The sequence below is a fragment of the Pseudomonas sp. AM4(2022) genome (assembly GCF_036346515.1).
In the GTDB taxonomy this organism is placed as follows: domain Bacteria; phylum Pseudomonadota; class Gammaproteobacteria; order Pseudomonadales; family Pseudomonadaceae; genus Aquipseudomonas; species Aquipseudomonas paracarnis.
Genome location: NZ_JAOTNW010000006.1, coordinates 224,632 through 250,452, shown reverse-complemented (window position 1 = coordinate 250,452; position 25,821 = coordinate 224,632). Strand labels below are relative to the sequence as shown.

Below are 25,821 nucleotides of genomic sequence, written 5' to 3'. Positions count from 1 at the left end.
TCGCTCCTACAGTAACCCTGCTTCGGCTGACCAAAAGGAGTTCGCCCACCCCATGGCCGTTCCAGATGACTCACCCAGCGACGAATCGCTGCTGGCCCGCTATCGAACCGGTGACACTGCCGCCTTCGAAGCCTTGTACACGCGCCACCGCCAGGGCCTGTACCGCTTCCTCGTGTCCCTGTGCAACAAAGCCGAACTGGCCGAAGAAATCTACCAGGACACCTGGCTCAGCCTGATCCGCAGCAGCACCCAGCCACAAGGCCGGGCGAGTTTTCGTACCTGGTTGTTCCAGATCGCCCGCAACCGCCTGATCGACCATTGGCGCAAGCACGGCATCCACAACCCCCTGCATGACAGCTACGATGAACAGCTGCACGCCCAGGTCGACGACAGTGACGGCCCCGAGCAGCAACTGACCCTCAGCCGCGACCAGGCGCGCCTCGACGCGGCCCTGCAAGCGTTGCCCGAAGACCAGCGCGAAGTGTTTCTGCTGCGCCTGCACGGCGACCTCGAAGTGCCGCAAATCGCCACCCTCACCGGCGCCCCGCTGGAAACCGTAAAAAGCCGCTTGCGCTACGCCCTGCAAAAATTGCGGCGCCTGCTGGCCGAGGAGGTACCCGTATGAACGACTCCAAACATGCTCCGGACACCGACGACGGGCTGATCCAGCACTTTCGTCAACACAGCAGCGGCGAGCCACCGGCGTCACTGGACGCGTTCATTTTGGCCACTGCCCACCGCGAGGCACCAAAACCTTCGCCCAACCTGTGGCAGCGCTGGTTGCGCGCGTGCCAGCAACCGCGTTGGCAAATGGCTTTCGCCAGCGTTGCCGGTGTGGCGTTGTTGGTGGGTGTGGTCACGCGCACCAGCGAGTTCGAGCATGCGCCGAACACGCGCCTGGCTGCCCCGGCTGCGTTTTCTGCGCCCGCACCTGCGCCTATGAGCGCGCCGCCACGCGTCGAATCGTTCAGTGCCGAAATGAGCAGCGATGCCTTGCCCCAAGCCAACATGGCCAAGCGCGCAGTGCCGGAACCGCTCGAGCAGGGTTTGCAGGACGTATTGCGCCTGCGCAAGGCAGGCGATGACGCGGCGGCGGCGGCAAAACTCGCCGAGTTGCAAAAACGCTTTCCTGCACAGAACCTCGAGGAACGGCTCAAGGCATTGCAGCCTCACTGACCCCATGGCGATGGTATCCAGCGATACCATCGCCGAACGCTTGAAATGCGTCATAAGCATATGAATTTATATTCAGTTGCTCGGGGAGTAATTGCTGCTAGTTTAATAGGCGAAAGACGTCATTGTTCCTGCTGGCCAACAGAGCGGGTCATGTTTCATTGGATGAAAAGTTGCATGCGGACTTCAAGGATTAAAGTCTTCTCAGCATTCGCTACATGGCCACTGGGAAATAGCTCTACCTGTTGGAAGTCCATTCAATTGGATTGATAAACGGTACCTGACATGACGGCTACGCTGAATTACTCATTGGCACAGGCAGTGCCTGAACTGCAACAACCCCTGGATATATTCGAGCTTAAAGAGTCCAACGTCCGCTCTTATTGCCGGGACTTTACCGACACGTTCCACACCGCTGAGGGTTCGACGCTGACCAGTGAGCAAGGTCAGCTGTTCATTGACTTTTTCAGCGGTGCCGGTGCCTTGAACTACGGGCATAACAACCCGGTTCTAAAGGCCGCGCTGCTCGACTACATTGCGCAAAATGGCATCACCCACGGCCTGGATTTCAAGACGACCGCCAAGAAAGCCTTCCTCACCGCGTTTGAAGAGCAGGTGCTGGCCCCACGCAACCTGCGTTACAAAGTGCAGTTCCCCGGCCCCACCGGCACCAATGCGGTAGAGGCGGCGATCAAGCTGGCGCGCAAGTACACCGGGCGCCAGAACATCGTAGCGTTTACCAATGCCTTCCATGGCATGTCCCTGGGCAGCCTGGCCCTGACCAGCAACCCGCGTAAGCGAGCCGGCGCCGGCGTGACCCTGGGCAATGTCACGTTCATGCCCTATGACGGCTACTTCGGCGACAGCGTGGACACTTCGCTGTACCTGGACAGGATGTTGCGCAGCGGCAGTGGCATCGACAAACCGGCGGCCATCGTGCTGGAAACCGTGCAGGGCGAGGGCGGTGTGAACAGTGCCTCGGCCGCCTGGGTACACGCCGTGCAGCGCATCGCCCAGGCCCATGACATCCTGCTGATCATCGATGATATCCAGGCCGGCTGCGGGCGTACGGGCGACTTCTTCAGTTTTGAAGCCCTGGGCGTCACGCCGGACATCGTGACGTTGTCCAAGTCGATCAGCGGCTACGGCTTGCCCATGTCGCTGGTCTTGCTAGCACCCCATCTGGATGTGTGGGAGCCGGGGGAGCACAACGGCACGTTTCGCGGCAACAACCTGGCGTTCGTCACCGGCAAGGCAGTGATAGACCACTATTGGAGCGACGCGGGTTTCACTCAGGCGCTCAAGGCCAAGGCGGGCGTGCTGCATGATGCGCTGCAGAGGCTATCCGCAAGTTTCGCCGCCAAAGCGCCCAACCGCCTGAAAGGGCGCGGGTTCTTCAAAGGCATCGAGTTCGAGGACGCGAGCCTGGCGCAGAAAGTTGCTGCGCGCGCCTATGCACATGGGCTGATCATTGAAACCTCCGGCATCGATAACCAGGTGCTGAAATTTCTTCCGGCCCTGACCATCACTGCGGCGCAGATCAACCAAGGCGTGCAGATTCTCGAGCAAGCGTTTGCCGAGGTGATCACATCATGAGCGATGCCATTATCACCCGGCACGCGTCCCTCGATGACGCCGCTGCCATTGCACCCTTGCTGGATAAATACCGCGAGTTCTACGGTGAAGCTTCCGACCTGGCCCGCTCTTTGGCATTTATTCAACAACGCTTCTTTTTAGGCGAGTCAATTATTATCGTCGCGCAAGTAAACAATGAAGTTATTGGGTTTACGCAACTCTTCCCGAGCTTTTCAAGCGTCACGCTAGAACGCCTGTGGATACTCAATGACTTATATGTTGAAGCCTCAAAGCGAAAAGCGGGAGTTGGCCTGGCGTTATTGAATGCCGCCAAGGCATTCGCACAAACAACCGGCGCCAAACAGTTATTCATTGAAGGCGCAGACGACAACCCCAAGGCACGCAATTTATACACGCGCTTTGGGTTTATCGAAAACACGGCATATCACTACTACCATCTTCCATTGAAGCCAATCCAGGGATAGGAGCTTTTCCATGTCAGACACTGTTTTCGATATCGTGGGTATTGGTTTTGGCCCCTCCAACCTGGCGTTGGCTATTGGCCTTGAAGAGTCCGCTTCTGCGCTGACCTATCGCTTCCTGGACGCCAAGCAAACGCCGGACTGGCAGGATGAAATGTTGCTCAGCGGTTCGGATATCCAGAACAACCCTTTGCGCGACCTGGTCACCCCGCGAAACCCGCGCAGCCACTATGGGTTCGTCAATTACCTGAAAGAAACCGGTCGCCTGTTCGACTACCTCAACCTGCCGCTGACGTATCCGCTGCGGCGTGAATATGCCGAGTACATCAAATGGGTCGCCGGGCATTTTCTGGGCAGTGTCGAATCCTCTGCGTTCGCGCAGCGGGTCGAGCCGGTGCTATTCAAAGGCGAGCAGGTGTGGAAGGTCACCTATAACGACCAGCGCGTCATTTACGGGCGCAGCCTGGTGCTCGGCACCGGACGCACGGCGAATATCCCGGCGGTGTTCGAAGGCCTGACTGGCCCTCAGGTGTTCCACCTCAATCACTACCTGGAGCGCCTCAATAAGCTGCCTCCCAGCGTGCAGCGCATCGGTGTGGTGGGCTCCAGCCAGAGCGCCGTGGAGATTGTGCTCGACCTGACCGCCAAGTTCCCAGACAAAGACATCTACTCGCTGCACCGCAGCTTCAGCTTCCGGCTCAAGGACACCAGCCCATTCAGCGACAAGGTGTATTTCCCGGAATTTATCGACTACTACTTCAACCTCCCGCCCGAGGCCAAGGCGCGGGTGGACAAGCAACTGCGCGGCACCAATTACAGCTCGGCCGATGAAGATGTGATCAACGCCCTCTACGTACGCATCCATGAGGAAAAGCTGCAGGGCAAACAGCGCATCCACATTCTTAACAACATCGCCATTGAGCAGGCGCAGATCAATGCATCGGGGCAGGTGGAGCTAGCGCTCAAGGAGGTCAACCAACTGACCCACTCGACCCTGGCGCTGGACGCACTGGTGCTCGCCACCGGCTTCAAGGACATTGCCGCCAAGGAAAATGGCGAACTGTATCCGCCACTGCTGGCGCCTTATCACGCACGGTTTCGAGCGGACGCCCACGGCGCGCTGGTGGTCAACCGCGATTACAGCCTGACGGCGCTGGAGGACTTGCCCGCGGTGTTTCTCAACGGCTTATGCGAAAGCTCCCACGGCCTGGGAGACGCCGGTTCATTCAGCCTGATTTCTCTGCGGGTCGAACACATCCTGGCGTCCCTGGAAGAAAAACTCGCACAGGCCGAAGCCCCGCTGCACGCATTGGCCTGACCCACCCTCGGTAGCAGCCTGCGCCGGCTGCTGCCTCCTACAAGGAGTTCCCATGTTTACAGCAGCATTGATCTACATCCTGGCGGTGATAAGCCCGGGGCCCAACTTCATCATCGTCAGCCGCTTTGCTTCGCTGGGGTCGGTCTCGACCGGTATCGGTGCGACCCTGGGCATCTGCACGGTCGGCGTATTTTTCTCAACCCTCTCATTGCTCGGCCTGGCGGCGTTGCTGCATCAATACCCGGCGTTTTCCAAAGTCGCCACCTTATGCGGCTCGGCGTACCTGCTGTACATCGCCTACAGCATCATCAAAAGCGTACTGGCCAAAAACACCGGCACCGCCGATACCACCGCCCCGGGCGCGACCAGCTTCGCCAAGGCCTATCGTGTGGGCGTCATCACCAACATCAGCAACATGAAAACCATCGCCTTCATGATCAGTATCTACGCCGGCTTTCTTTCATCGCCGCGCACGGATATCGAAAAAGTCCTGGTGGTGCTGCTGTGCTCGACGCTCGAAGTCATCTGGTACTCCGTAGTGGCCCTGCTCTTCGGCCAGGGCCCGATCAAAGCGCTGTTCCTCAAATACACCCGGCAGATCGACGTAGGGCTGGCCGTATTCCTCGTGGCGTTTTCACTGAACAACGCCATCCCTGTGCTGATCGCCAGTCGATGAGGCTTCGCCATGGAATGGAACGCGTTGCTCAAGGATGTGGGAGGGCGCTTCAAGCATCGCAGTTGGTTGTTGATTGACCTGGCGCCGGAGGCGTTGGTGCTGAGCGATTTGTCGGGGGAGTTGGTGAGGGATTATCTGGGGGTGACGTTGATTCTGGACTGTCATCTTGAGGGGGTTTTTCGGGTGATTGATGGGTTTGGGCCGGGTATCAGCTATGCGGCGTCGTTGCAGGCCGCTCGACGCAGGACTTACTCCGTGCCGGCAGGGGTGGCTTTTCAAGATTTCAAATGGGCGTGCTGAAGGCCCAAACAAAAAGCCCCAGGCCTGTCGACCTGGGGCTTTTTTATAACTCGCCGTGGGCCTTGTACCAGGCCACCGTGTCCGTGAGGGTCTGCTCCAACACACGAAAACTCAGCCCCAGTTCCTCTTCACTTTTGCGGTGGTCAAAGCGGGTACGGTGCTCCTCGCGTATCAACAGCCGCAACGTCGCCATGCTCAGCAAGATAGGCTTGCCGGTCAGGTAGGCGTAGGCCTCTTGCACCGCTGCCAACAGGTACAGCGCGGGCAGCGGCAGTTGGCGCGAGGGTACCTTGACCCCGGCAATACGCCCCAGCACCGGCATCAGCTGGCGCATGGTCAAGTTGCGGCCGGCCGCGAGATAACGCTCGCCCCGTCGCCCGCTCTGGGCGGCAGCAATGTGCGCCCAAGCCACATCGCGAGCATCGACCAGCGAAAAGGTGCCAGGAATCAGCCCCGGCAACTTGCCGTTGATAACGTCCCTGACCAACTGCCCCGAAGACGTCGGCCCACGGTCACCCGGCCCCCACATCCAACCGGGCAAGACCATGCAGGCGTGCATCTGCGGATGGCTTTCAAGAAACCTCAACACCTCACGCTCAGCCAGGATCTTGCTGCGATAGTAGTCGTCCGCATCGGCTTCGGCCCGCAGGCACGTCTCGTCGATCGGCGTACCGGGGGCACCGTCGAGCACGGCAATCGACGAGGTATGCACAAACCGTCGCACACCGGCGTCATACGCCTGTTGCAGCAGGGCCCGCGTACCGGCGACGTTGATCTTTTCCAGTTCCTCCCAATGGCTGCCGCCCTTGTAGTTATCCCGAAAAAACGCCGCGCAGTGAAACACCGTATCGCAGCCTTGCAACGCCGCCGCGAAGGCATCCACATCAGCCATGTCCCCCACCACCTGCTCCACACCCGGCACATCGCCGAACTGCTGCGCGCCCTTGGCCGCCGAGCGGACCAGCGCCTTCACCGCATAACCCCGTGCGACCAGCTCCCGTACCAGGTTATTGCCCAGCAAGCCGGTGGCACCGGTCACAAAGGTGCTGCGCAAGCGATTGGGGTTCGTGTTCATACAGGCCATTCCATTTGTTGAGAAGGCCAGTAGATATACCGCTGAGCCCGCGCCGTAAAAACAGCGCCTGCGGCATAATGGCTTTGCACATCTGCACACCAGGGAAGCGCGGAAATATGGCATTGCAGGCAAATTGGGATGATCTTCGACTGCTGCTGGCAGTCTCACGGCGCGGCAGCTTTTTACAGGCAGGCCAGTTACTCGGTATCGCGGCCTCTACCGTCTCCCGCCGCCTCACCCAACTGGAAATCGCCCTGGGCGAGCCGCTGGTGGAACGCGGCGTGGAAGGCTGCCGGCTCACCTCCCGGGGCCAAGCCCTGGTGGACGTCGCCCTGGCAGCCGAATCCGGCCTGCGACGCCAGGTCCCCGTCGACGGCACGCCTGCAACCCTCAGCGGCACCGTGTTGGTGAGTGCCGGCGAAGGGTTTTCAGCTAGCGTACTTGAGGCCGCCAGCCGCTTCACCTCGCAGCACCCAGGCTGCTCCGTAGAACTCCAGGTCACCACCGACTTCCACAAAATCGTACGAGGCGTGGCCGACATTGCCATACGCACCGCACACCTGGGCGAGCCCTCCCTGATCTACCGAGGGCTCGGCAAACTCGCTTACGGCGTGTTCGCAACCGCCGAATACCTGCAACGGTTTCCTGCGCTAACGCCAGCCACTGCCGCCAGTATTGCCTTGCTGCCACCGCTGGATCTGCTGCCGCAAATGCGCGCCGCGAAAGCTGCGGGGCTGGATTATGCGCCGATCAGGGTGAGTTCGTTTGCGGTGCAGCTTGAATCGGTGAAGCGGGGGATGGGGGTGGCGGTGCTGCCGCGTATTTTGGCGACGGGGTTGAGTGAGCTTTTTCAGGAGATAGAACTGCCGGCGATGGAGGTTTATTTGGTTACGCGGCCGCAGGCGTTGAAGCAGGTGCATATTCAAAGGTTTTTTGGGGTGTTGGAGGGGGTGTTGCGCGATGAAATCGGTAGCCTGGATACGTGGCGCTCCAGGAATTCATCGGGGGGAAGACAGGCGTGACCCATCCCACTGCCTGACTTCAGTGCCTGTGTTGCCTTTATCAAGCTACCCGTTGTCAGTCAGTCCGTTATTTGAGGTACGAGGTAATACGCGTACACGTCTTGCTGGTGACTTTCGGCAGCCGATGTGCCGCTGCAGGCCGTGCCGCTTGGATAATGCAGTGTTCCTTATGACCATCTCCGTAAACCATCACTGCCGAGGTGGTAGAGGTACCATCTTCGTTCAAATACGTTGTGACATTTTCACTGCTCTCTGGGCGTTTATCAGGGCCGCCATAGGGATCAGGGGTCACAGGGGACTCGGCCGCATAGGTAGCCTGGGCGAGCAATAGAAATGTGAATGTGCAGATGAATTTCACAGTAAGTCCTTCGAAAGGGTTGGCGGTTTAGTAAATACGATTTGGGGCTGCTATGCAGCTTAGACCGCGAAACCTCTTAGGAAATTTTCCCCACTTTTTCGGCTTGCCGCTTAGATACCTCATACGAACTCGGCCCGCAAAGGGCGGCTCACGGGAGCTTCTACTTCATAAGTGGAGGAAATAAGGGGACAGATTAATTTTCACGACAAAAAAGAAGACGGAAATCCCGCACAGCTCAAACCAAAGCCTGGGCGAGTAACTCCCAACACCAACCTCTACAACCCCAACGCAACTCAACACCTTCCCTCGCCACCGCCCAACCCCAAAAAACAAAAAAAGCTCCAGATCTCCCGACCTGAGGCTTTTTCATTTCATATCTGGTGCCCCGGCGTCGTTTGAACTGGACGGTAAGATGCCCGGTTTATAAGGGTTTTTGTGGTGGTGTCTCGGTTAGGCATACACATGGGCATACACGCCCCCCGGTGCTGGGTGTGCATCTGGCTTGGAATACGTCTGTATGCCCAGGTCTAGCACTGGTAACGGTCCTTGATCATCCTATCGAAATAAGTACCTTTCGAGCCGGCACCCATTAGGCCCTGATGGATGTCAGGTGGGACGCGGCAGTAGTCGTAAGTACGCCCTTGCTTGAACGTGATTTTCATCCTGCCTGTAGCTGGGTCATAGCCGACAGCTGTGATCGCCGTCGAGTTGACACGAACCATATCCATAGCGCTTTCCCTGCCCCTGATTGATGACGTTCTCTGTTCTGATACTAGTCGGTGTTTCGTTCGGCGGTGCCATTGCGTCCGTGCGAAAGGTGGGCGGGGCCGAAAAGCGGCTGGGGACCCTGAGGTTTTTCTTCCAGCACGGGGCATGAAACCCGCGGGATCGAGTTAGTGGGAGGCATTGGGAGTTACTGAAATTTCAATCGTTGAAATTGAAAGGATCTTGAAGAAAAAGGGCCATCGTTACAGCTTCGGTAAAGGTGGCTGTATCTGTTGCTGATAGTGAACACCTGCATAGCGTCAACCACGGTAATGGGTGTCAACCACGTCAACCTGTCAACCAACTTGAAAAATCCAGCCGCTAACACGAACGCGCGGGTTCTTTGCCCCGTGTCTTCCCGAAATGCCCAGGGTCCCCAGCGAGGTTCCGATTCATAGTGCAAGTGCACTGGTGAACAGCAGTTCACCCGGTTCACCTGTTCACTAAGCTGGGCACCTTTCCGCTGACAAGATCACGCGGGTTTCCTTCCCCGTGGCAAACCAACATGCGCAGGGACCCCCGCTATCTAACCAAAGTCATAAGCATTATCGATCTCCCTTCGCTGGAGGAGCAATACTAATGGGGCTGGGGGGATACCCTAGTAAAACTGTGTTACGGGTGTTACGCGTGTTACGAATTGACATAAGCATATGATTTTAAATGATTTATATGGCGTTACACGGATGTGCTTCGTTTGCCGATAGACGTGTTACATGGCAAATGGGTGTTACATCAATAACAGCTCTGCGAGGAGCGGTTTATGATAATTAAGGCGACTGTCATCGGACCAGAGCCCTTCGCTTAGAAGGGCCGCTACCGGCCCAGGCTGTGTAAAAACGCTTCGTCAACATTGAAGTTTGCGCGTCTATGCGAAATCTGAAAATTATCAGTTGCTCAACTGATCTGGATTTTGCGTAGAAACGCGATTTTCAGTCCAACACTGGGTTCCAGTCGAACTGAAAAACGTTTTCACACAGCCTCGGCCAAAAGCTGCCTTTCACATTAGCGCTGAATTGGTGTGTATGGTCGCGATCTCATAATCGTTGTCGTCCAAGGAAACCAATGAACCACTATACTTAACCGATTAAATCTCGAGGCTCTGTGGCGTTCTGCTGACGACTACCTAGCAAGGCCTCGGAAGGACCAAGAGGACGTTTATGAGTGGAGTGAAATCCAAATGGAAGAAATCTGCCGTGGCCTCAGAACAGGTCGCCCATGAACGTCACGACTTTCTCCTGTCGACCGTGCAACGCTTGCGGGATCGCGCGGGCAATGTCTGTTCGTTCCCTGAATGCCATGTGCATACACACGGTTCAGCGGTCACGGGTGATAAGGCTGTGGGAGTCGGGGTGGCCTGTCATATCAAGGCGGCTGCGCCAGGTGGGCCTCGCTACCATCACGAGCAGACCAAGGATGAGCGTCGTCACATCGACAATGGCATCTGGATGTGTCAGACGCATTCAAAGCTGGTCGACGCTGACGACTCGGCTTACAGCGTCGCAACTTTGCTCGAATGGAAGCAAAAGGCGGAGGCGCGATCCAATCGTCTCATTAACCAGAAGAGCTTCACTAAAGATGAGGTCAAAGCTGCTGTTGAAGAGGGCACTGTGTCGGTTTTGCAGCGTTGGGTGAACAAGTCCAACGACCCTTTCGATACTCCCTTAGCTGAGGTAATGCAGGGGTATGAGGCTGGATTAGAAGCGCTCGACCCGCGATTCAAAGTACAGGTCGACAAGGTAGGTGGTTACTTCAACCATATCATCAATGCTGCGCAGGATACGGTCAGCCTGCAGCTCATCCTCCAGGATCTGGATCAACTGGAGGGCTTCTTGGAGGCCGAAAGAGCGTTGTTTGAAGAAGGGCGGGAGTTACAGATTCCCGGAGCGCATTTTAAGTTTGAAGGCTCCAAGCTGTTCGATGCGATCCATCAACGGACTCATCGATCAGGCCAGGGCGTGCTTACGATGGGCGCGCCGAAGCGAGCGCTGATCGCCAATCTTTACGTCCGTAGCCCTCGAGGGCATGAGCGCGCAATCGATACGTTCACGTGCTACTACACCTCGGGTAGCGTGCGAACGGTTTTCACCGGGACGGCGTTGGGCGGCTTCTTTGCTGTCAATGCCTCATGCACCCATGATGGGCGGGATACCAAGTTCGATCTAACCTTCAACTTAGACGCTTGGCGTGGCAAGAACATCCTCGATTTGCCAGGTTTTGCCAGGCTGGCTAGGGCTACACAAAATCTTGGAAAGGGGCGTCTCGTAGTTGAGATTGAGGTCGGAAACAACGTCGCTTCCTTTGACACCAAATCCAGCCCACTCAATGAGGAATATCACGCTCAGTTGCGTTGGTTGATCGAGTATCTGGATTTTGCGCGCAAGGTGGCAGAGCACTGCAGTGAGCATCTCATCTTGAAGGCTATGGACTTTGACAGCGAGGTCTATACGGCGCTTCGAAAGTACGCCAGGTTGCTCAGTGGGCCGGTGGCAACTACCCGGAAACCCGGGTGGTTGTGCGGTGGTGCTTTCACCTATTACGATGGATGTGAACTTTCAAGTTTCAAGTTGACTGGTGTACCTCCTGTGATCAAGTTCGCTCAGAAGGACGCTATGACCTTTGAATTGTTCGGTCAGGCGATTACGGCCCCACGAATCGAGACGATTTGTACCGACGTAGAGTTCTCCTTGTTCAGTGATCTGGATGCCCGCGAAAAGCCTAAGATAGAGCTTTATACGACTGAAAAATCAACCATTACGACACAACTGCAGGCGGAGGATTCTTGGATAGTTCACACAGACCTAAGCGTGCTTGGTGAACCGCTTCCACCTAGCAATTGAGTGGAGCGAACCCGTTCTTCCGAATCCATACTCGTAGAAACATGCGAGCGGCCGCTTCTGGCCCAGGCTGTGTAAAAACGCTTAGTCAAAATTGAAGTTTGCGCGTCTATGCGAAATCTGAAAATTATCAGTTGCTCAACTGATCTGGATTTTACGTAGAAACGCGACTTTCAGTCCAACACTGGGCTCCAGTCGAACTGAAAAACGTTTTTACACAGCCTCGGCCGATTTCTGCCTGTAAGAAAAGGCAGTAGTCGACCCATAATAGCAGTCACTGCTCGTGGCTCTAGGAGGCAGGTACTTGGAGATCGGCAAAAAGGGGACAGATTTATTTTCAAGCCGTCGTGAAGCCGCGTAAGGAGGGAAACATCTCAGATGCTGGTGCGTCACAAGCGCTTTCCGAGCGAGGTCTCATCAGCGCGGTTTGAGGTGTTGCATAAGCACTAAATCACCACCCACAAAAAAGCCCCAGATTTCTCAACCTGAGGCTCTTCCATTCCAAATCTGGTGCACCCGGCGGGATTCGAACCCACGACCCCTGCCTTCGGAGGGCAGTACTCTATCCAGCTGAGCTACGGATGCTTGTGCGGGCGACATCATACCCATGTCGACCTGATGCGTCCATTCCGGCATTTCCCCCGCCCCCTGTCGTCCATTTCCGACAAAAAATGGCTAATCGCCACCCTCATTCACAACTCCCCGCGCCGCACGTCCCTTTGTTTGCTTTGCTCTTGTGGCTTTAACCCGCTTCCACGCCGCAATTCCTCAGGTGAACGCATGCATTCCAAAGGAACCGTGATGCTCGATCTCCCGCTCAGACAAACCCTGCTGGCTCGCTCCGATTTGTTTCGAGGTATGCCGGAGCATCTCTTGCGCTACGTGGCCACTCATATGGTGGAGCGCACGCTGGATGATCGTGAGCTGTTGTATTTCAAGGACGACACCCTCGAATTCATTGCGCTGGTGGTGGAGGGGCGGATTTATTCGGTGGTGCATGGGCCCGATGGTCGAGAGCAGATCATCGGCAGTACCGGGGCCGGGCAGGTGGTGGGGGAGACGGCGTTGATCAAGGATCATGGGCGCGAGTCTTCCACCTTTGCCAGCGGGCCCACGCGGTTGTTGCAGTTGGGTAGCCGGCATTTTGCTGTGTTGTTTGAGGAACCGGTGTTTCTGCGGCGTTTGTTGATGCTGATGATGCTGCGTTTGCTGCACGTCATCGAGTTGTTGGAGTTGGTGTGCCTGCATCGGCTGGAGTCGCGGTTGGCGCGGTTTTTGTTGGCCAACCTGGGCGAGATCGACCTGGCGTTGGCCTTGCCCAGTGTGTCGTTGCCCGCCAGCCAAGGGGTGTTGGCGTCGATGCTGAATACCAGCCGCCCCAAGCTTAATGTGCAGCTGCAAGTGTGGCGCCGCAGTGGCGTGATCAGCGGCAATCTGGAGCGCATGGTGATCAACGATCTTGAGCATTTGCGGCGCAAGGCGTTTGCCTTGAATTAGTTGCCGCAGTGTTCCCCAGGTAACAGCGTACCCCCGTCGAGCCCTCGCAGACTGGCCCTTCATCAAGGATGCACAGGAGTGCTGGCGATGGGGATGACTGTTCAGTTCAAGGATCAATGGGCCGCCGATGACCGTTTGTTCGAAGCGAGTTGGCGCGCCGTGCACGGCGAGCTCAGGCGCCGGGCGCTGCGACGGGCCAAGGGCAATCTGGATCAGGGCCAGGAGTGGTTGGCGGCCACGGCGATCAAGGCCCTGTTGTTTTTTCGGCGTTCGCCGGAGCGCATTCGTGACCCTGAGGGGTTTCTGTTTCTGGTGCTCGATCATGTGTTTCTCGACAGCGTGCGGCGCAGCAAGCGCGAGGGGCGGCTGTTCGATGATTCGGTGGACCTTGAGCACGATCACCTGGCCGCGCTCGCCGCGCCCTGCGCTTCGGTGCTGGAGCGGGTGGAATGTTATGAGCGCCTGGAGCAGATCGAGGCGCACGTCGCACGGTTACCGCTGTTGCAGCAGCGCTTGTTCGAGATGCGTTTTGTCGACGACCTGCCTTACCCGCAAATCGCCGCCGAGCTGCACGTGAAGCTGCCGCTGGTGCGCAAGCGTGTGCAACTGCTGCGCAGTGCCTTGCGCTGAAGGTGATTCACACATGTTGGCGTGGGGCGTTCTAGTGGTATGAGCGCAGCACGCCGCCGCTATCCACACCCAAACCTGGGTGAATGCCATCAAGGAGAGATGTATGACAGAGGTCAACAGCCAGATCACCGACGCGGTCACTCAAACCAACGTCAAGGTGGTGGCCGAGGCGCCGGCCCAGGCCATCGCGTCGCTGTACCAGGTGGCCAGCAGCGCGGCGGGCCTGTCGTTGCAGAACGCGGTCAACAGCCAGCAGGCGATGAATCAGATTTCCAACGCGGTGATCTCCAAGGCCGTGGCGCTGATCATGCAGATTGGCGAGAAGGGCTGAGCCCTCGGGAGATCGATTATGTCGTGGTTCAGCAGAAAGAAACCCGCCGCCTCCCAAGCAACGCCCGCCGCCGATCCACCTGCGCCGGCGCCCGCTGCACCGGCCTCGCGCTCGATCATGGCGCGCATGAACGAGCACCTGCTCAACCAGGTGAGCGCGCCGTCATCCGACAGCACTGCGGCGCTCAATAGCCAGATTGTGCAGGCGGTGCAGTTCACCAACGCGCAGAACTTTGCCTATGCGCCGGCGCAGATCGCGGTGCCGGCCGACATGATGATCAGCCAGGCGGCCGGGTTGGTGGCGCAGGCGGCGGCGGGGTACTTCGACGGGGTCAGCAAGATCGCCCTCGCGGCCCAGGCCGTGCTGCTCCAGCAAATGACCGAGAACATCGTCAAGGACAACCTGCCGGCCGCTGCCGAAGACGCCTTGGGCGCCTTGGCCACCGACCTGCTGGTGGGTGCCGCTGCCGCTGTGGCCGCCGCTGCCGGGGCGATGGAAGCCGAAGCCGCGAGCGTTGCCATCGACAAGATCGACCAGAGCATCGCCAAGTACGCGAGCACCCTGGCCAACCGGGCCGCGCCAGCGGCCTGAACCGAGCACAGCGTTCCAGCGTTCTGCTGGAGCGGTGCAACAGCAACTTGAAAGCAACTTTTCTTGAGTGAGGAGCGACATCATGCAGCCTGGAGATATTATTTTTTCTGTCAAACAAGATGATGACAGCGCAACGCGGGCGTTTATCAAAGCCGGTCAACTGGTCAAGGCCAAGGTGTTCTCGCAGGACACGACGTACCTGAATGTGGTTCACCCAGCGATTGCGGTGAGCGACACGATGGTGATCGAAAGTGTCGGCAGCGGCCTGGCCCTGACCGACCTGAGCCTGGAAAAACCGCCGCGCTCGGCGATGGTGTTTTCCTGCGTGGATACCGAGTTGGGCGAGGCGGCGACGGTGGCTGCCAAGCAGTTCTATTTCGACAAGATCGGCGGTGATATCCGGGGCCGTTACAGCGTGTGGAACGCGATGATCTCAGCCTTTCGGCGCTGGACTTCCGATACCAGCCTGGTGACGCGGATCAACGAGTCCATCGACATTGGCAGCGGGTCCTTTTGTTCGCAGTTCGCGGCCAACTGCTATGAAGTCGGCAACCTCTACAACGAGGCCAACCTGCTGCCGCCTCCGCCTGCCATTTTCCCCAACCAGCCCAGCGCCATAACGCCTGCGGAGTTGGCGACCTTCTGTGATTCCTCGCCGCACTTTTACTTTGCCGGTTTCTGGCAGGACAACGTTGAGGTGCGGCTTTAGCGGGCGTGTCGCCGCCAAGGCAGCCCCTAAGGAGGTCGATATGCAACCCTCGGTCCTGTCCACCGATGACCGCCAACGGCTCGAAGCGATGCTGCGCAACCCGCAGATTTTCGCCGGAACGCCCCAGGCCATCGTCGACGAAACCCTCAAGCGCGCCACCCAAGTGCTTGAGCAATCGAAGGCCAACGAACAAGCGCTCAAGACCGCTGCCCAGCAACGTGAAGCGGCCCTGCGCCAGGTGCTGGACGGCGCAGCGCCCGACCAAGATGCGCAACGCAAGGAAGTGCAGGCACTGATCCAAGGGTTGATCACCCAGATTGAAGCGGCGCTAGGCCCCACTGCAAAACCTTGACCCCGCGTTTCACAGCGCCTGTTTCGCAACGTTCATTGATGAACACGGAATGCACCGTGTACTAAATAAGGAAATTGATCATGCCATTAGTCAACGAGCAAATTACCGACGCGGTCACCCAGACCAACGTCAAAGTGGTGGCCGAATCGCCAGCGATGGCGATGAGCACTATTTATCAATCCATGGCGCAGGCCACGGCGATTCTGTTCCAGAACGCCGTGTCGGCCCAACAGCAGCAAAACACCCTGGCTCAGGCTGCCACCAACCAGGGCGTGATGCAGATCTACAGCGTCGATACCACCGCAGGTGCGGCGGCCACCGAGAAAGTCGCCCAAGGCGGCGTGTCGGATAACCTCACCAGCCTGTTGACCGTGCTCAAGTCGTTCCAGCCTTAAGCACTGAGCAATAACGGATGTTGTTCTTTCTCAACCCAGGAGTTTCAACCATGAGTACAGTCAGCCCGCAAATCACCGATGCCGTTACCCAGACCAACGTCAAGGTGGTTGCCGAATCACCCGCGATGGCCATGAGCACCATCTACCAATCCATGGGCCAGGCCACGGCGATCCTGTTCCAGAACTCGGTCTCGGCCCAGCAGCAACAAAACACCCTGGCTCAGGCGGCCACCAACCAGGGCGTGATGCAGATCTACAGTGTCGACACCACCGCTGGCGCCGCCGCCACCGAAAAAGTCGCCCAGGGCGGCGTGGCCGACAACTTGACCAGCCTGTTGGCCGTGCTCAAGTCGTTCCAACCTTAAGCTGCAAGGTCCCCAACAGCCCCGGCGCTCACAAGGCTCCGGGGCTGTTGTCGTGTGTGCGTTTGATCCGAAAGATGAACCAGATGCGCCATAATCGTTCTTTTTTTCGAACAGACTATTGCCCTGTACCCCCATTGATCCTAGGATTCGTTTGAGATTTCAAACGCTCTGTCTCCCGCGCGCTTTTCACCTATGCTGGCGTGCTGGACTGATTTCCCTGACGGCAGCCCCTGGCTGATGCCGTGTGGGAGCGAGCTTGCTCGCGAAAATCGTTAACGATGACGTCGCGTTTCTGGTTTTACGCGGCGCCTTTGAATTTTTCGCGAGCAAGCTCGCTCCTACAACGACATTGCCCACAAGGCGCCTTTCAACAACTCTAATTCGCTCCGCGTGCGCGCGGTGCTGTTAAGGAAAGCCGACATGCAGCTCAAAGATACCCAGTTGTTCCGCCAGCAAGCCTTCATTGATGGCGCTTGGGTCGATGCGGACAATGGTCAAACCATCAAGGTCAACAACCCGGCCACGGGCGAGATTCTCGGCACCGTGCCGAAGATGGGCGCCGCGGAAACCCGCCGCGCCATCGAAGCCGCCGACAAGGCCCTGCCGGCCTGGCGCGCACTCACTGCCAAGGAGCGCGCCAACAAGCTGCGCCGCTGGTTTGAGCTGCTGATCGAAAACCAGGACGACCTCGGCCGCCTGATGACCCTCGAACAAGGCAAGCCACTGGCCGAAGCCAAGGGTGAAATCGTCTACGCCGCCTCCTTTATCGAGTGGTTCGCTGAAGAAGCCAAGCGCATCTACGGTGACGTGATTCCCGGCCACCAGCCCGACAAGCGCCTGATCGTGATCAAGCAGCCTATCGGCGTGACCGCAGCCATCACCCCGTGGAACTTCCCTGCGGCGATGATCACCCGCAAAGCCGGCCCGGCCCTGGCCGCCGGTTGCACCATGGTGATCAAGCCGGCCTCGCAAACCCCGTTTTCGGCCCTGGCCCTGGTTGAGTTGGCGCACCGCGCCGGTATCCCCAAAGGCGTGCTCAGTGTGGTCACCGGCAGTGCTGGCGACATCGGCGGCGAGCTGACCAGCAACCCCATCGTGCGTAAATTGTCCTTCACCGGCTCGACCGAAATCGGTCGCCAGCTGATGGCCGAATGCGCCAAGGACATCAAGAAAGTCTCCCTGGAGTTGGGCGGTAACGCACCGTTCATCGTGTTCGACGACGCCGACCTGGATAAGGCCGTCGAAGGCGCGATCATCTCCAAGTACCGCAACAACGGCCAGACCTGCGTCTGCGCCAACCGCCTGTACATTCAGGATTCGGTGTATGACGCGTTCGCTGAAAAGCTCAAGGTGGCGGTGACCAAATTGAAGATCGGCAACGGCTTGGAAGACGGCACCACCACCGGCCCGCTGATCGACGAAAAAGCCGTGGCCAAGGTGCAGGAACATATCGCTGATGCCCTGAGCAAAGGCGCCAAGCTGTTGGCCGGTGGCAAGGTGATGGAAGGCAACTTCTTCGAACCGACCATCCTGGTCGACGTGCCGAAAAACGCCGCCGTGGCCAAGGAAGAAACCTTCGGCCCGCTGGCGCCGCTGTTCCGCTTCAAAGACGAAGCCGAAGTGATCGCCATGTCCAACGACACCGAGTTCGGCCTGGCCTCCTACTTCTACGCCCGCGACCTGGGCCGTGTGTTCCGTGTGGCCGAGGCCCTGGAATACGGTATGGTCGGCGTCAACACCGGGTTGATCTCCAACGAAGTGGCGCCGTTTGGCGGCATCAAGGCCTCGGGCCTGGGCCGTGAAGGCTCCAAGTACGGGATCGAGGACTACCTGGAAATCAAATACCTCTGCCTGGGTATCTAAGGCACGGGCTTGCAGTAAACGCAGAGGGCACGAGAGCGCTGCCCCTTTGCGTGTTTCACATGGTTATTCGCAGTGGCCGGGAAAGCTGTGGCAGTCGATCATCGCATGCTGCCGTAGTTGCCTCCCCGCCACCTATCCTTGAGCCACGCCGCCCGATGAGCGGCGAATGAGGACTTTATGAGCAAGACCAACGCATCCCTGATGAAACGCCGCGAAGCCGCTGTCCCGCGCGGTGTTGGCCAGATTCACCCGATCTTCGCCGACTCCGCGAAGAACGCCACCGTGACCGACGTTGAAGGTCGCGAGTTCATCGACTTCGCCGGCGGTATCGCTGTGCTGAACACCGGCCACGTGCACCCGAAAATCATCGCGGCCGTGACCGCGCAACTCAACAAGCTGACCCACACCTGCTTCCAGGTATTGGCCTACGAGCCCTACGTAGAAGTGTGCGAAAAAGTCGCCGCCAAGGTGCCAGGTGATTTCGCCAAGAAAACCCTGCTGGTCACCACCGGTTCCGAAGCGGTAGAAAACGCCGTGAAAATCGCCCGCGCCGCCACGGGCCGTGCCGGCGTGATCGCCTTCACCGGTGCTTACCACGGCCGCACCATGATGACCCTGGGCCTCACCGGTAAGGTCGTGCCTTACTCGGCCGGCATGGGCCTGATGCCGGGCGGCGTGTTCCGTGCGCTGTACCCCAACGACCTGCACGGTGTGAGCGTCGACGACTCCATCGCCAGCATCGAGCGCATTTTCAAGAACGATGCCGAGCCGCGTGATATTGCCGCCATCATCATCGAGCCGGTGCAGGGCGAGGGCGGTTTCTACGTCGCGCCGAAAGCCTTCATGAAGCGCCTGCGCGAACTGTGCGACAAGCACGGTATCCTGCTGATCGCCGACGAAGTGCAAACCGGTGCTGGCCGTACCGGTACCTTCTTTGCCATGGAGCAGATGGGCGTTGCCGCCGACCTGACCACCTTCGCCAAATCCATCGCGGGCGGCTTCCCGCTGGCCGGTGTGTGCGGCAAGGCCGAGTACATGGACGCCATCGCCCCAGGCGGCCTGGGCGGTACCTATGCCGGTAGCCCGATCGCCTGCGCCGCGGCCCTGGCCGTGATGGAAGTGTTCGAAGAAGAGCACCTGCTGGACCGCTGCAAGGCCGTGGGCGAGCGCCTGGTGACCGGCCTCAAGGCCATCCAGGCCAAGTACCCGGTGATCGGCGAAGTGCGTGCCCTGGGCGCGATGATCGCGGTCGAGCTGTTCGAAGACGGCGACACCCACAAGCCAAACGCTGCCGCCGTTGCCTCCGTGGTAGCCAAGGCGCGTGACAAGGGCCTGATCCTGTTGTCCTGCGGTACCTACGGCAACGTATTGCGCGTACTGGTGCCCCTGACCTCGCCGGACGAGCAGTTGGACAAGGGCCTGGCGATTATCGAAGAGTGCTTCTCCGAACTCTGACCAACCTTAGTCACTGTGGCGAGGGAGCTTGCTCCCGCTGGGGCGCGAAGCGGCCCCGCTCTTTGATTTGGGACTGCTGCGCAGTCCAGCGGGAGCAAGCTCCCTCGCCACAGGTTACAGCCCGTACAAAAAAACCGCTTCGGCGGTTTTTTTGTGTCTGCGTCATTGTACGCACGCGCCTGCATTGTCTAAGGTGCAAGCATTGCCGATGGAGCGTGCTGGATGACTGCTGTTGATTTACCCGCTGTACCCCGAGTGTTAATTGCCGAAGCAGACCCTTGGTCGCGGGACCTGCTCAAGCAAGTGCTGTTGAATGTGCGCTGTGACGCACGGCTGGATGTGTGCGCCGATGGGCAGCACGCCGCCACGCTGTTGGGCGAAAAAACCTATGACCTGATCCTGGCGGATTGGGAGCTGCCGGGCGTGGATGGCCTGAGCCTGCTGCGCAGCGTGCGCCAGAAGCGCCGTTCGCTGCCATTTATCTTGCTGAGCAGTCGCAACGACAGCGCCAGCGTGCGCGAAGCCTTGCCCCTGGCGCCCACCGCCTACCTGACTCGCCCGCTGAACATGGAAAGCCTGACCCAGCGCTTGCAAGACCTGCTGCTCAACGAAGGCGAAAGCGTGTACTGCGAAATCCCACCGCTGGCGCCGGGCATGACGTTGCCAGCCTTCCTTGAGCGGCGCCGCGAGGTCTGCGATGGCGCGCCCTTGCGCGTGGACGTGAAAGCCGCCGTGCAACGCAGCCTCGGCCCCGAAGGCCTGGACCTCAAGCAGTTGGAAGACCAGGTACACAGCGACCCGCAAATCACCGCCGTACTGATCGCCGCCGCCAACAGCGCCGGCTACCACGGCACACCGGTGCAGACCCTGCCAGAGGCCCTGCACAAGTTGGTGCCCGGCCAGAGCATGAACCTCATCCTGGGCCTGGCGCTCAAGCACAACGTGGTGTTGGGCGACCCTGGGCTGGTGGCCTACGCCGAGCGGCACTGGCAACTGTCCCAAGACAGCGCCGACTACGCCCGCCGCCTGGCGCGCATGCTGGAGCTCGATCACCAGCGCTGCTACAGCGCGTGCATCCTGCATCGCTTGGGCGACCTGGCCTTGTTGCGCTGCCTGGAGGACTGGCGCCAGGGCGGCGGCGCACTGGATGACGAAGCCATAGGCGAATCCCTCGACGCCTTTGGCGCTGCCTACGGTTCGGCGTTGCGCACGCGTTGGCGCTTGCCGCTGGAGTTGCGGCAGTTGATCGCAGGGATTTATTCACTTGAAGGCGGGGTGTATTCGCGCGAAGCCCTGGTGGTGAACCTCGCAGTGCAAATGGCGCGGCTGACTGAGCACGAAGGGCTGGAAGAACTTGCGGGCAGCAAGACCGCGCGGCTGCTCAAGGTCGGCTTGCCGGAACTGACCCGAGTGCGCAAAACCTGAAACACACACCGAACGCATGTAGGAGCGAGCTTGCTCGCGAAAAACGTCAACGATGACGCGGGCTTCCTGGATAAACGCGGCGCCTGTGAGTTTTTCGCGAGCAAGCTCGCTCCTACCAAAAGGCATAAATGCCAAGCGGTGTTAACCGGCGATAACGCGGTTCTTGCCTTGGCGTTTTGCCTCGTACATCGCCGCATCCGCTCGCGCAAACAAGCTGTCGAGGGTGGAGTCGTCTTCGCGCAGGCCGGCCAGGCCCTGGCTGACAGTCACATTGAATTCATGCCCCTCGTAGCTGAACACCAACGCCTGGATTTCCTTGCCCAACCGTTCGGCAACCTGCAGGGCCATCTCCGGTGGGCAACCCGGCAGCACAGCAGCAAATTCTTCGCCGCCAACGCGTCCGAACAGGTCGCCACGGCGCAATACCCCGCGACCGCTCTCAGCGATGCGCCGCAGCACCTGATCGCCCTCCAGGTGGCCGTAGGTGTCGTTGACGTCCTTGAAGTCATCGATGTCCAGCAACAGGAACGCCAGCGGGGTGCCCTGCACGCAGGCGTTGTCGAAGGCCTGGTTGGCGAGTTCGAAGAAGTGTCGGCGGTTGCTGCTTTGGGTCAGTACGTCGGTGGTGGCGAGGCGATGCAGTTCCAGCTCAAGTTGCTTCTTTTCGGTGATGTCTTCGGCGATGCCCACCACGATCAGCGCTTCACCGGGCACCACCTGCTGGTTGATGTAGCACTTGTCGCTCAACCAGCGGATCTGCCCGTCAGCGGTGATGATGCGGTACTCGCGGTCCTCCACGGCGCCCTGTTCCAGCACGCGGGCCAGGCTGTGTTCGGCGTAGTCGAGGTCTTCGGGGTGAACGCTGTTGCGCCATTCCCGGTGGTCGGCCAGCAGCAGGCCGGCAGAGCGGCCAAACAGGCGCTCGTAGGCCGGGCTCACATACAGCACGTGGCGTGTTTCCCAATCGATGGCCCAGAGCACGGCGTTCACGCTGACCAGCAGGGAACTGAGCAGTTGCTCACGCTCACTCAGCCGCTCGACTTCACCTTGAGCATGCATAAGCGCCAACAGGGTCGCCGCCGCGGCCGGGCGCGGCGGCTCTGCGGTGGGCACATCGGGCAGGCTGGGCTTTTCGTGAACCATCGGTACAACTCTCTCTGGGCGCGCCGCAGGGTACAAAAGCGGTCACTACAAGGGGTCACCATGATGGCGAAGTGTTCTTTGAGAGAGGGGAATTGCAGTGAAGTTCCGTGAACGGCGTGGATTGACGGTGCCCGGAAAATGACGCCAAAAAGCCAGTGTGTGGGAGGGCGAACCCTCCCAACGCACCCTCACACCGCTGTAGGACGCAACGAGTAAGTCTTCAACTGGTGGGCAAAATCGCGCAGGGATTGGATGCCACTGGCCTCGGCTTCATGCACCCATTCCTTGATCGCGGCCAGCATGTCGTGGCCGTTGGAACTGGTCTTGAGCCAGATCTGCTGCAGCGCCAGGCGCTTTTCGTAGATCACGGTCAGGGCATGGCTGTGTTCCAGCATGCTCTGGATGCGCAGGTGATGGCGGTCTTCCAGCAAGCTGGTTTCCCGCGACAGCAGGCGCTTGGCGCGGTGGAACTGGTGGCGCACCGAATGATCGACCTTCTCCAGCTCCTGCTTGACCAGTGGGCCAATCACCAACTTGCGGTATTGGGCCATGATCTGGAAGCGGTTGTTGAGGATCGCCATGGCGGTGTCCATGTCCAGGCTACCCTTGCCTTCGACGCGGTGGGCGATGGGCGCTACACGCTGCACCTTGGCCAGGCGCAGGAAGCTGAACACTTTGATCCAGGCCCAACCGAGGTCGAATTCCCACTTCTTCACCGACAGCTTGGCCGAGTTAGGGTAGGTGTGGTGGTTGTTGTGCAGCTCTTCGCCGCCGACGATGATGCCCCACGGCACCAGGTTGGTGGCGGCGTCACGGCATTCGAAGTTGCGATAGCCCACGGCATGCCCCAGGCCGTTGATCACGCCGGCGGCCCAGAACGGGATCCACATCATCTGGATCGCCCAGATGGTGATACCGATGGTGCCGAACAGCAGCAGGTCGATCACGCCCATAAGCGCCACGCCCAGCAGCGGGTAGCGCGTGTAGAGATTGCGCTCGATCCAGTCATCCGGGCAGTTCTTGCCGTAGATGCGCAGAGTCTCGGGGTTTTCCGCCTCGGCGCGGTACAGCTCGGCACCTTTGCGTAGCACGGTGGACAAGCCCTTGATCACCGGGCTGTGCGGGTCATCGATGGTTTCGCACTTGGCGTGGTGCTTGCGGTGGATGGCGGTCCATTCGCGGGTGTTCTGCGCCGTGGTCAGCCACAGCCAGAAGCGGAAGAAATGTTTAAGGCCGGCATTGAGCTCGAGCGAGCGATGGGCCGAATAACGGTGCAGATAGACAGTGACCCCAATAATGGTCACGTGGGTCATCAACAGCGTGACTGCCACCAGTTGCCAGGCGGACAGATCAAGAAAACCGTTGTACCACATAGGCTGTATGGCCCTCAGATAAAGAAAAAAACAGCACCCGCATTATCACTTCCTTTGCAGATAAAACCAGTCACCGTTTCAGATAAGACTTACAAAGTGTTTCCTCCTCTATAATCCTGATCCTTTGTAGGGCGATTCTGGTTATTTAGTAAGGATTACTAAGCATATGCTGTTTTCATACCGAGGTGCCCTACGTGCGGGGTTGGTGTACCTGCTGGTTTCTATCGTTTGGCTCCAGCTCAGCAATTACCTATTAATCAACTTTATCGATGAACCCATGGAGCTGGGGCACTGGCTGCAGGCGCGTGGGTACGTGGGGGTCAGCCTCAGCGCGTTGCTCATTTACTGGATAGGCCGGCGTTTTGCCCGCGCCCACGCGTTGCAACAACCCTTGAAAGAAAATCGCGAGCGCCTGCGCCAGGCCGCTGCGGTGTTCGATTGCACCCGCGAAGGGGTGCTGGTCACCGATACTCAGGGGCTGATCGTGCACGTCAACCGCGCGTTCATGGAGATCACCGGCTACCAGCGCCACGACGTGATGGGCCAGCGGCCAAGCCTGTTCAAGTCCGGGCGCCACTCGGCGCATTTCTACCAGCAAATGTTCCAGGCCCTGGAAAGCACCGGCGAATGGAGCGGCGAAATCTGGAACCGACGTAAAAGCGGCGAGGTTTACCCCCAGTGGCAAACCATCCGCGTGATTCACGACGACCAGGGCAAGGTCAGCCACTACGTCGCGGTGTTCTCGGACATCAGCGCCATGAAGAACTCTGAGCACGAATTGGCGCACCTGGCCCATCACGACCCGCTCACCGACCTGCCCAACCGCCTCTTGTTTACCGATCGCGCCGAGCAGGCCCTGGCCTCTGCGCAGGTGCATAAGCGTGGCTGCGCCCTGCTGTTGATGGACCTGGACCATTTCAAGATCATCAACGACAGCCTGGGCCATAACGTCGGCGATCAATTGCTCAAGCTGGTGGCCGAACGCCTGAGCGGCCTGTTTGGGCCGGGGGTGACCTTAGCGCGCCTGGGGGGCGACGAATTTGCCGTGCTGGCAGAAAGCTGCCCGCAGGTGGTGCAAGCGGCGGCCTTGGCGCAGCGCATGCTCAACGCCATGAAGGATCCGTTCATTTTTGACGGCAACCAGCTGTTTATCAGCGCCAGTATCGGTATCAGCCTGTTCCCCAGTGACGCCCTGAGCGCCGAACAATTGCTGCGCAACGCCGATTCCGCGTTGTTCAAGGCCAAGAGCGCCGGGCGCGAAGGCTACGCGTTGTATACCGAAGAGCTGACCGCCCACGCCCAGCACCGGGTGGAAATCGCTGGCGAGCTGCGCCGCGCCCTCGACCAACATGAGCTGCGCGTCTATTACCAGCCGGTGCACGACCTGCACGACAGCCGTTTGGTCGGCGTTGAAGCACTGGTGCGCTGGCAGCACCCGGAACGCGGCCTGGTACCCCCGGGCGAATTCATCCCCATCGCCGAGCGCACCGGGCTGATTGCCGACATCGATGCATGGGTGATGGACCAGGCCTGCCGCCAGATGTGCCAATGGCTGGCCGACGGCGCGCCGCTGAGCTTTATCGCAATCAATGTCTCCAGCCGCCTGTTTGCCCGGCGCGAGCTGTATGAGCAAGTGGCCCAAGTGCTGCACGCCACTGGGCTGGATCCGGCCTTCCTGGAGCTGGAAGTCACCGAGAGCGCAGTGATGGACGACCCGGAGGTCGCGTTGGAGCAACTGCACCGCCTGCGCGAACTGGGCCTGCGCCTGGCGATCGACGACTTTGGCACCGGCTATTCCTCGTTGCTGCGCCTCAAACGCCTGCCGGTGCAGAAGCTCAAGATCGACCAGGGCTTTGTGGCGGGCTTGCCGTGGGACGAAGACGACGCGGCGATTGTGCGCGTGGTGATCGCCCTGGCCAAAAGCATGGGCATGCAGGTGCATGCCGAAGGGATCGAGCAGGTGGAACAGGCGCGGTTCCTGCTGGATCAGGAATGCGACATGGGCCAGGGGTATTGGTTTGGACGGCCGATGCCGGCTGATGAAATCGACTGGACCCGAGCACCTCTGATCCGCCAGGACTGACGCGGTCAATGTGGGAGTCGGGCTTGCCCGC

General features: G+C 59.2%; 25 protein-coding genes and 1 tRNA gene. 21 read left to right on the top strand and 5 right to left on the bottom strand.

From position 1 onward, the window contains the following. The first annotated feature begins 52 nt into the window (after positions 1-52). The 7 genes from ODQ19_RS10935 (at position 53) to ODQ19_RS10905 (ending at position 5,524) form a co-directional block, all read left to right on the top strand. Complete coding sequence (locus ODQ19_RS10935) at positions 53-625, top strand: RNA polymerase sigma factor (RefSeq protein ID WP_330210022.1); 573 nt, start codon at positions 53-55, stop codon at positions 623-625. Beyond that, positions 622-1,176 carry a hypothetical protein gene (locus tag ODQ19_RS10930; RefSeq protein ID WP_116666369.1) on the top strand — a complete coding sequence of 185 codons (555 nt, stop codon included), beginning with the start codon at positions 622-624 and terminating at the stop codon, positions 1,174-1,176. Before ODQ19_RS10935 ends, ODQ19_RS10930 begins: the two co-directional genes overlap by 4 nt. Before the next feature lie 339 nt (positions 1,177-1,515). Next, complete coding sequence (ectB, locus tag ODQ19_RS10925) at positions 1,516-2,769, top strand: diaminobutyrate--2-oxoglutarate transaminase (protein WP_330210054.1); 1,254 nt, start codon at positions 1,516-1,518, stop codon at positions 2,767-2,769. Beyond that, positions 2,766-3,233: a GNAT family N-acetyltransferase gene (locus ODQ19_RS10920; protein WP_116666367.1), complete on the top strand. Its 468-nt coding sequence runs from the start codon at positions 2,766-2,768 to the stop codon at positions 3,231-3,233. The genes ectB and ODQ19_RS10920 overlap by 4 nt, the downstream gene beginning before the upstream one ends. A 10-nt stretch (positions 3,234-3,243) precedes the next feature. Continuing rightward, positions 3,244-4,548: a SidA/IucD/PvdA family monooxygenase gene (locus ODQ19_RS10915; RefSeq protein ID WP_330210021.1), complete on the top strand. Its 1,305-nt coding sequence runs from the start codon at positions 3,244-3,246 to the stop codon at positions 4,546-4,548. A 52-nt stretch (positions 4,549-4,600) separates the two neighbouring features. After that, complete coding sequence (locus tag ODQ19_RS10910; RefSeq protein WP_116666365.1) at positions 4,601-5,224, top strand: LysE family translocator; 624 nt, start codon at positions 4,601-4,603, stop codon at positions 5,222-5,224. 9 nt (positions 5,225-5,233) lie between these two features. Further along, complete coding sequence (locus ODQ19_RS10905; RefSeq protein ID WP_116666364.1) at positions 5,234-5,524, top strand: hypothetical protein; 291 nt, start codon at positions 5,234-5,236, stop codon at positions 5,522-5,524. Between the two features lie 43 nt (positions 5,525-5,567). Here ODQ19_RS10905 and ODQ19_RS10900 read toward each other — a convergent pair whose 3' ends face one another. Further along, positions 5,568-6,599: an SDR family oxidoreductase gene (locus ODQ19_RS10900; RefSeq protein ID WP_330210020.1), complete on the bottom strand. Its 1,032-nt coding sequence runs from the start codon at positions 6,597-6,599 to the stop codon at positions 5,568-5,570. A gap of 116 nt (positions 6,600-6,715) precedes the next feature. Here ODQ19_RS10900 and ODQ19_RS10895 point away from each other — a divergent pair, with 116 nt between their 5' ends. Beyond that, positions 6,716-7,621, top strand: coding sequence for a LysR family transcriptional regulator (locus ODQ19_RS10895; RefSeq protein ID WP_330210019.1), 906 nt, complete (start codon positions 6,716-6,718; stop codon positions 7,619-7,621). An 885-nt stretch (positions 7,622-8,506) separates the two neighbouring features. On the opposite strand, the gene ODQ19_RS10890 is transcribed toward ODQ19_RS10895, so the two are convergent. After that, on the bottom strand, positions 8,507-8,701 hold the full coding sequence (locus ODQ19_RS10890; RefSeq protein WP_277933774.1) for a KTSC domain-containing protein: 195 nt from the start codon (positions 8,699-8,701) through the stop codon (positions 8,507-8,509). Between the two features lie 1,200 nt (positions 8,702-9,901). Between ODQ19_RS10890 and ODQ19_RS10885 the strand changes: the two genes are divergently transcribed. Then, entirely contained in the window at positions 9,902-11,581 is a 1,680-nt protein-coding gene (locus ODQ19_RS10885) for a hypothetical protein (protein ID WP_330210018.1), read from the top strand. A gap of 505 nt (positions 11,582-12,086) precedes the next feature. Here the strand turns inward: ODQ19_RS10885 and ODQ19_RS10880 are convergent. Then, positions 12,087-12,163, bottom strand: a tRNA-Arg gene (locus ODQ19_RS10880). A gap of 216 nt (positions 12,164-12,379) precedes the next feature. On the opposite strand from ODQ19_RS10880, the gene ODQ19_RS10875 reads away from it, so the two are divergent. The 11 genes from ODQ19_RS10875 (at position 12,380) to ODQ19_RS10825 (ending at position 21,191) form a co-directional block, all read left to right on the top strand. Next, on the top strand, positions 12,380-13,075 hold the full coding sequence (locus ODQ19_RS10875; RefSeq protein WP_330210017.1) for a Crp/Fnr family transcriptional regulator: 696 nt from the start codon (positions 12,380-12,382) through the stop codon (positions 13,073-13,075). An 87-nt stretch (positions 13,076-13,162) separates the two neighbouring features. Further along, positions 13,163-13,705 carry an RNA polymerase sigma factor gene (locus ODQ19_RS10870; protein WP_175563004.1) on the top strand — a complete coding sequence of 181 codons (543 nt, stop codon included), beginning with the start codon at positions 13,163-13,165 and terminating at the stop codon, positions 13,703-13,705. Positions 13,706-13,808: 103 nt separating this feature from the next. Next, positions 13,809-14,036: a RebB family R body protein gene (locus tag ODQ19_RS10865; protein WP_003187543.1), complete on the top strand. Its 228-nt coding sequence runs from the start codon at positions 13,809-13,811 to the stop codon at positions 14,034-14,036. An 18-nt stretch (positions 14,037-14,054) separates the two neighbouring features. After that, positions 14,055-14,627 carry a hypothetical protein gene (locus tag ODQ19_RS10860; protein ID WP_330210016.1) on the top strand — a complete coding sequence of 191 codons (573 nt, stop codon included), beginning with the start codon at positions 14,055-14,057 and terminating at the stop codon, positions 14,625-14,627. A gap of 82 nt (positions 14,628-14,709) precedes the next feature. Next, on the top strand, positions 14,710-15,336 hold the full coding sequence (locus ODQ19_RS10855; protein ID WP_003187547.1) for a hypothetical protein: 627 nt from the start codon (positions 14,710-14,712) through the stop codon (positions 15,334-15,336). 40 nt (positions 15,337-15,376) lie between these two features. After that, positions 15,377-15,688: a hypothetical protein gene (locus ODQ19_RS10850; RefSeq protein WP_116666357.1), complete on the top strand. Its 312-nt coding sequence runs from the start codon at positions 15,377-15,379 to the stop codon at positions 15,686-15,688. A gap of 80 nt (positions 15,689-15,768) precedes the next feature. After that, the gene (locus tag ODQ19_RS10845; RefSeq protein ID WP_003187550.1) at positions 15,769-16,083 is read left to right on the top strand and encodes a RebB family R body protein; all 315 of its coding nucleotides are present in this window, start codon (positions 15,769-15,771) and stop codon (positions 16,081-16,083) included. Positions 16,084-16,133: 50 nt separating this feature from the next. Continuing rightward, complete coding sequence (locus tag ODQ19_RS10840) at positions 16,134-16,448, top strand: RebB family R body protein (protein ID WP_003187551.1); 315 nt, start codon at positions 16,134-16,136, stop codon at positions 16,446-16,448. A 420-nt stretch (positions 16,449-16,868) separates the two neighbouring features. Next, the gene (gene gabD, locus ODQ19_RS10835; protein WP_003187552.1) at positions 16,869-18,311 is read left to right on the top strand and encodes an NADP-dependent succinate-semialdehyde dehydrogenase; all 1,443 of its coding nucleotides are present in this window, start codon (positions 16,869-16,871) and stop codon (positions 18,309-18,311) included. A 177-nt stretch (positions 18,312-18,488) separates the two neighbouring features. Next, positions 18,489-19,766, top strand: coding sequence for a 4-aminobutyrate--2-oxoglutarate transaminase (gabT, locus tag ODQ19_RS10830; RefSeq protein ID WP_116666356.1), 1,278 nt, complete (start codon positions 18,489-18,491; stop codon positions 19,764-19,766). A 222-nt stretch (positions 19,767-19,988) separates the two neighbouring features. Further along, a complete protein-coding gene (locus tag ODQ19_RS10825; RefSeq protein ID WP_116666355.1) occupies positions 19,989-21,191 on the top strand; it encodes an HDOD domain-containing protein in 1,203 nt (400 codons plus the stop codon). A gap of 141 nt (positions 21,192-21,332) precedes the next feature. On the opposite strand, the gene ODQ19_RS10820 is transcribed toward ODQ19_RS10825, so the two are convergent. After that, a complete protein-coding gene (locus ODQ19_RS10820) occupies positions 21,333-22,334 on the bottom strand; it encodes a GGDEF domain-containing protein (RefSeq protein WP_330210015.1) in 1,002 nt (333 codons plus the stop codon). A 188-nt stretch (positions 22,335-22,522) separates the two neighbouring features. Beyond that, a complete protein-coding gene (gene desA, locus ODQ19_RS10815; protein WP_116666353.1) occupies positions 22,523-23,707 on the bottom strand; it encodes a delta-9 fatty acid desaturase DesA in 1,185 nt (394 codons plus the stop codon). 166 nt (positions 23,708-23,873) lie between these two features. On the opposite strand from desA, the gene dibA reads away from it, so the two are divergent. Continuing rightward, complete coding sequence (dibA, locus tag ODQ19_RS10810) at positions 23,874-25,790, top strand: phosphodiesterase DibA (RefSeq protein ID WP_330210014.1); 1,917 nt, start codon at positions 23,874-23,876, stop codon at positions 25,788-25,790. Positions 25,791-25,821: the final 31 nt, after the last annotated feature.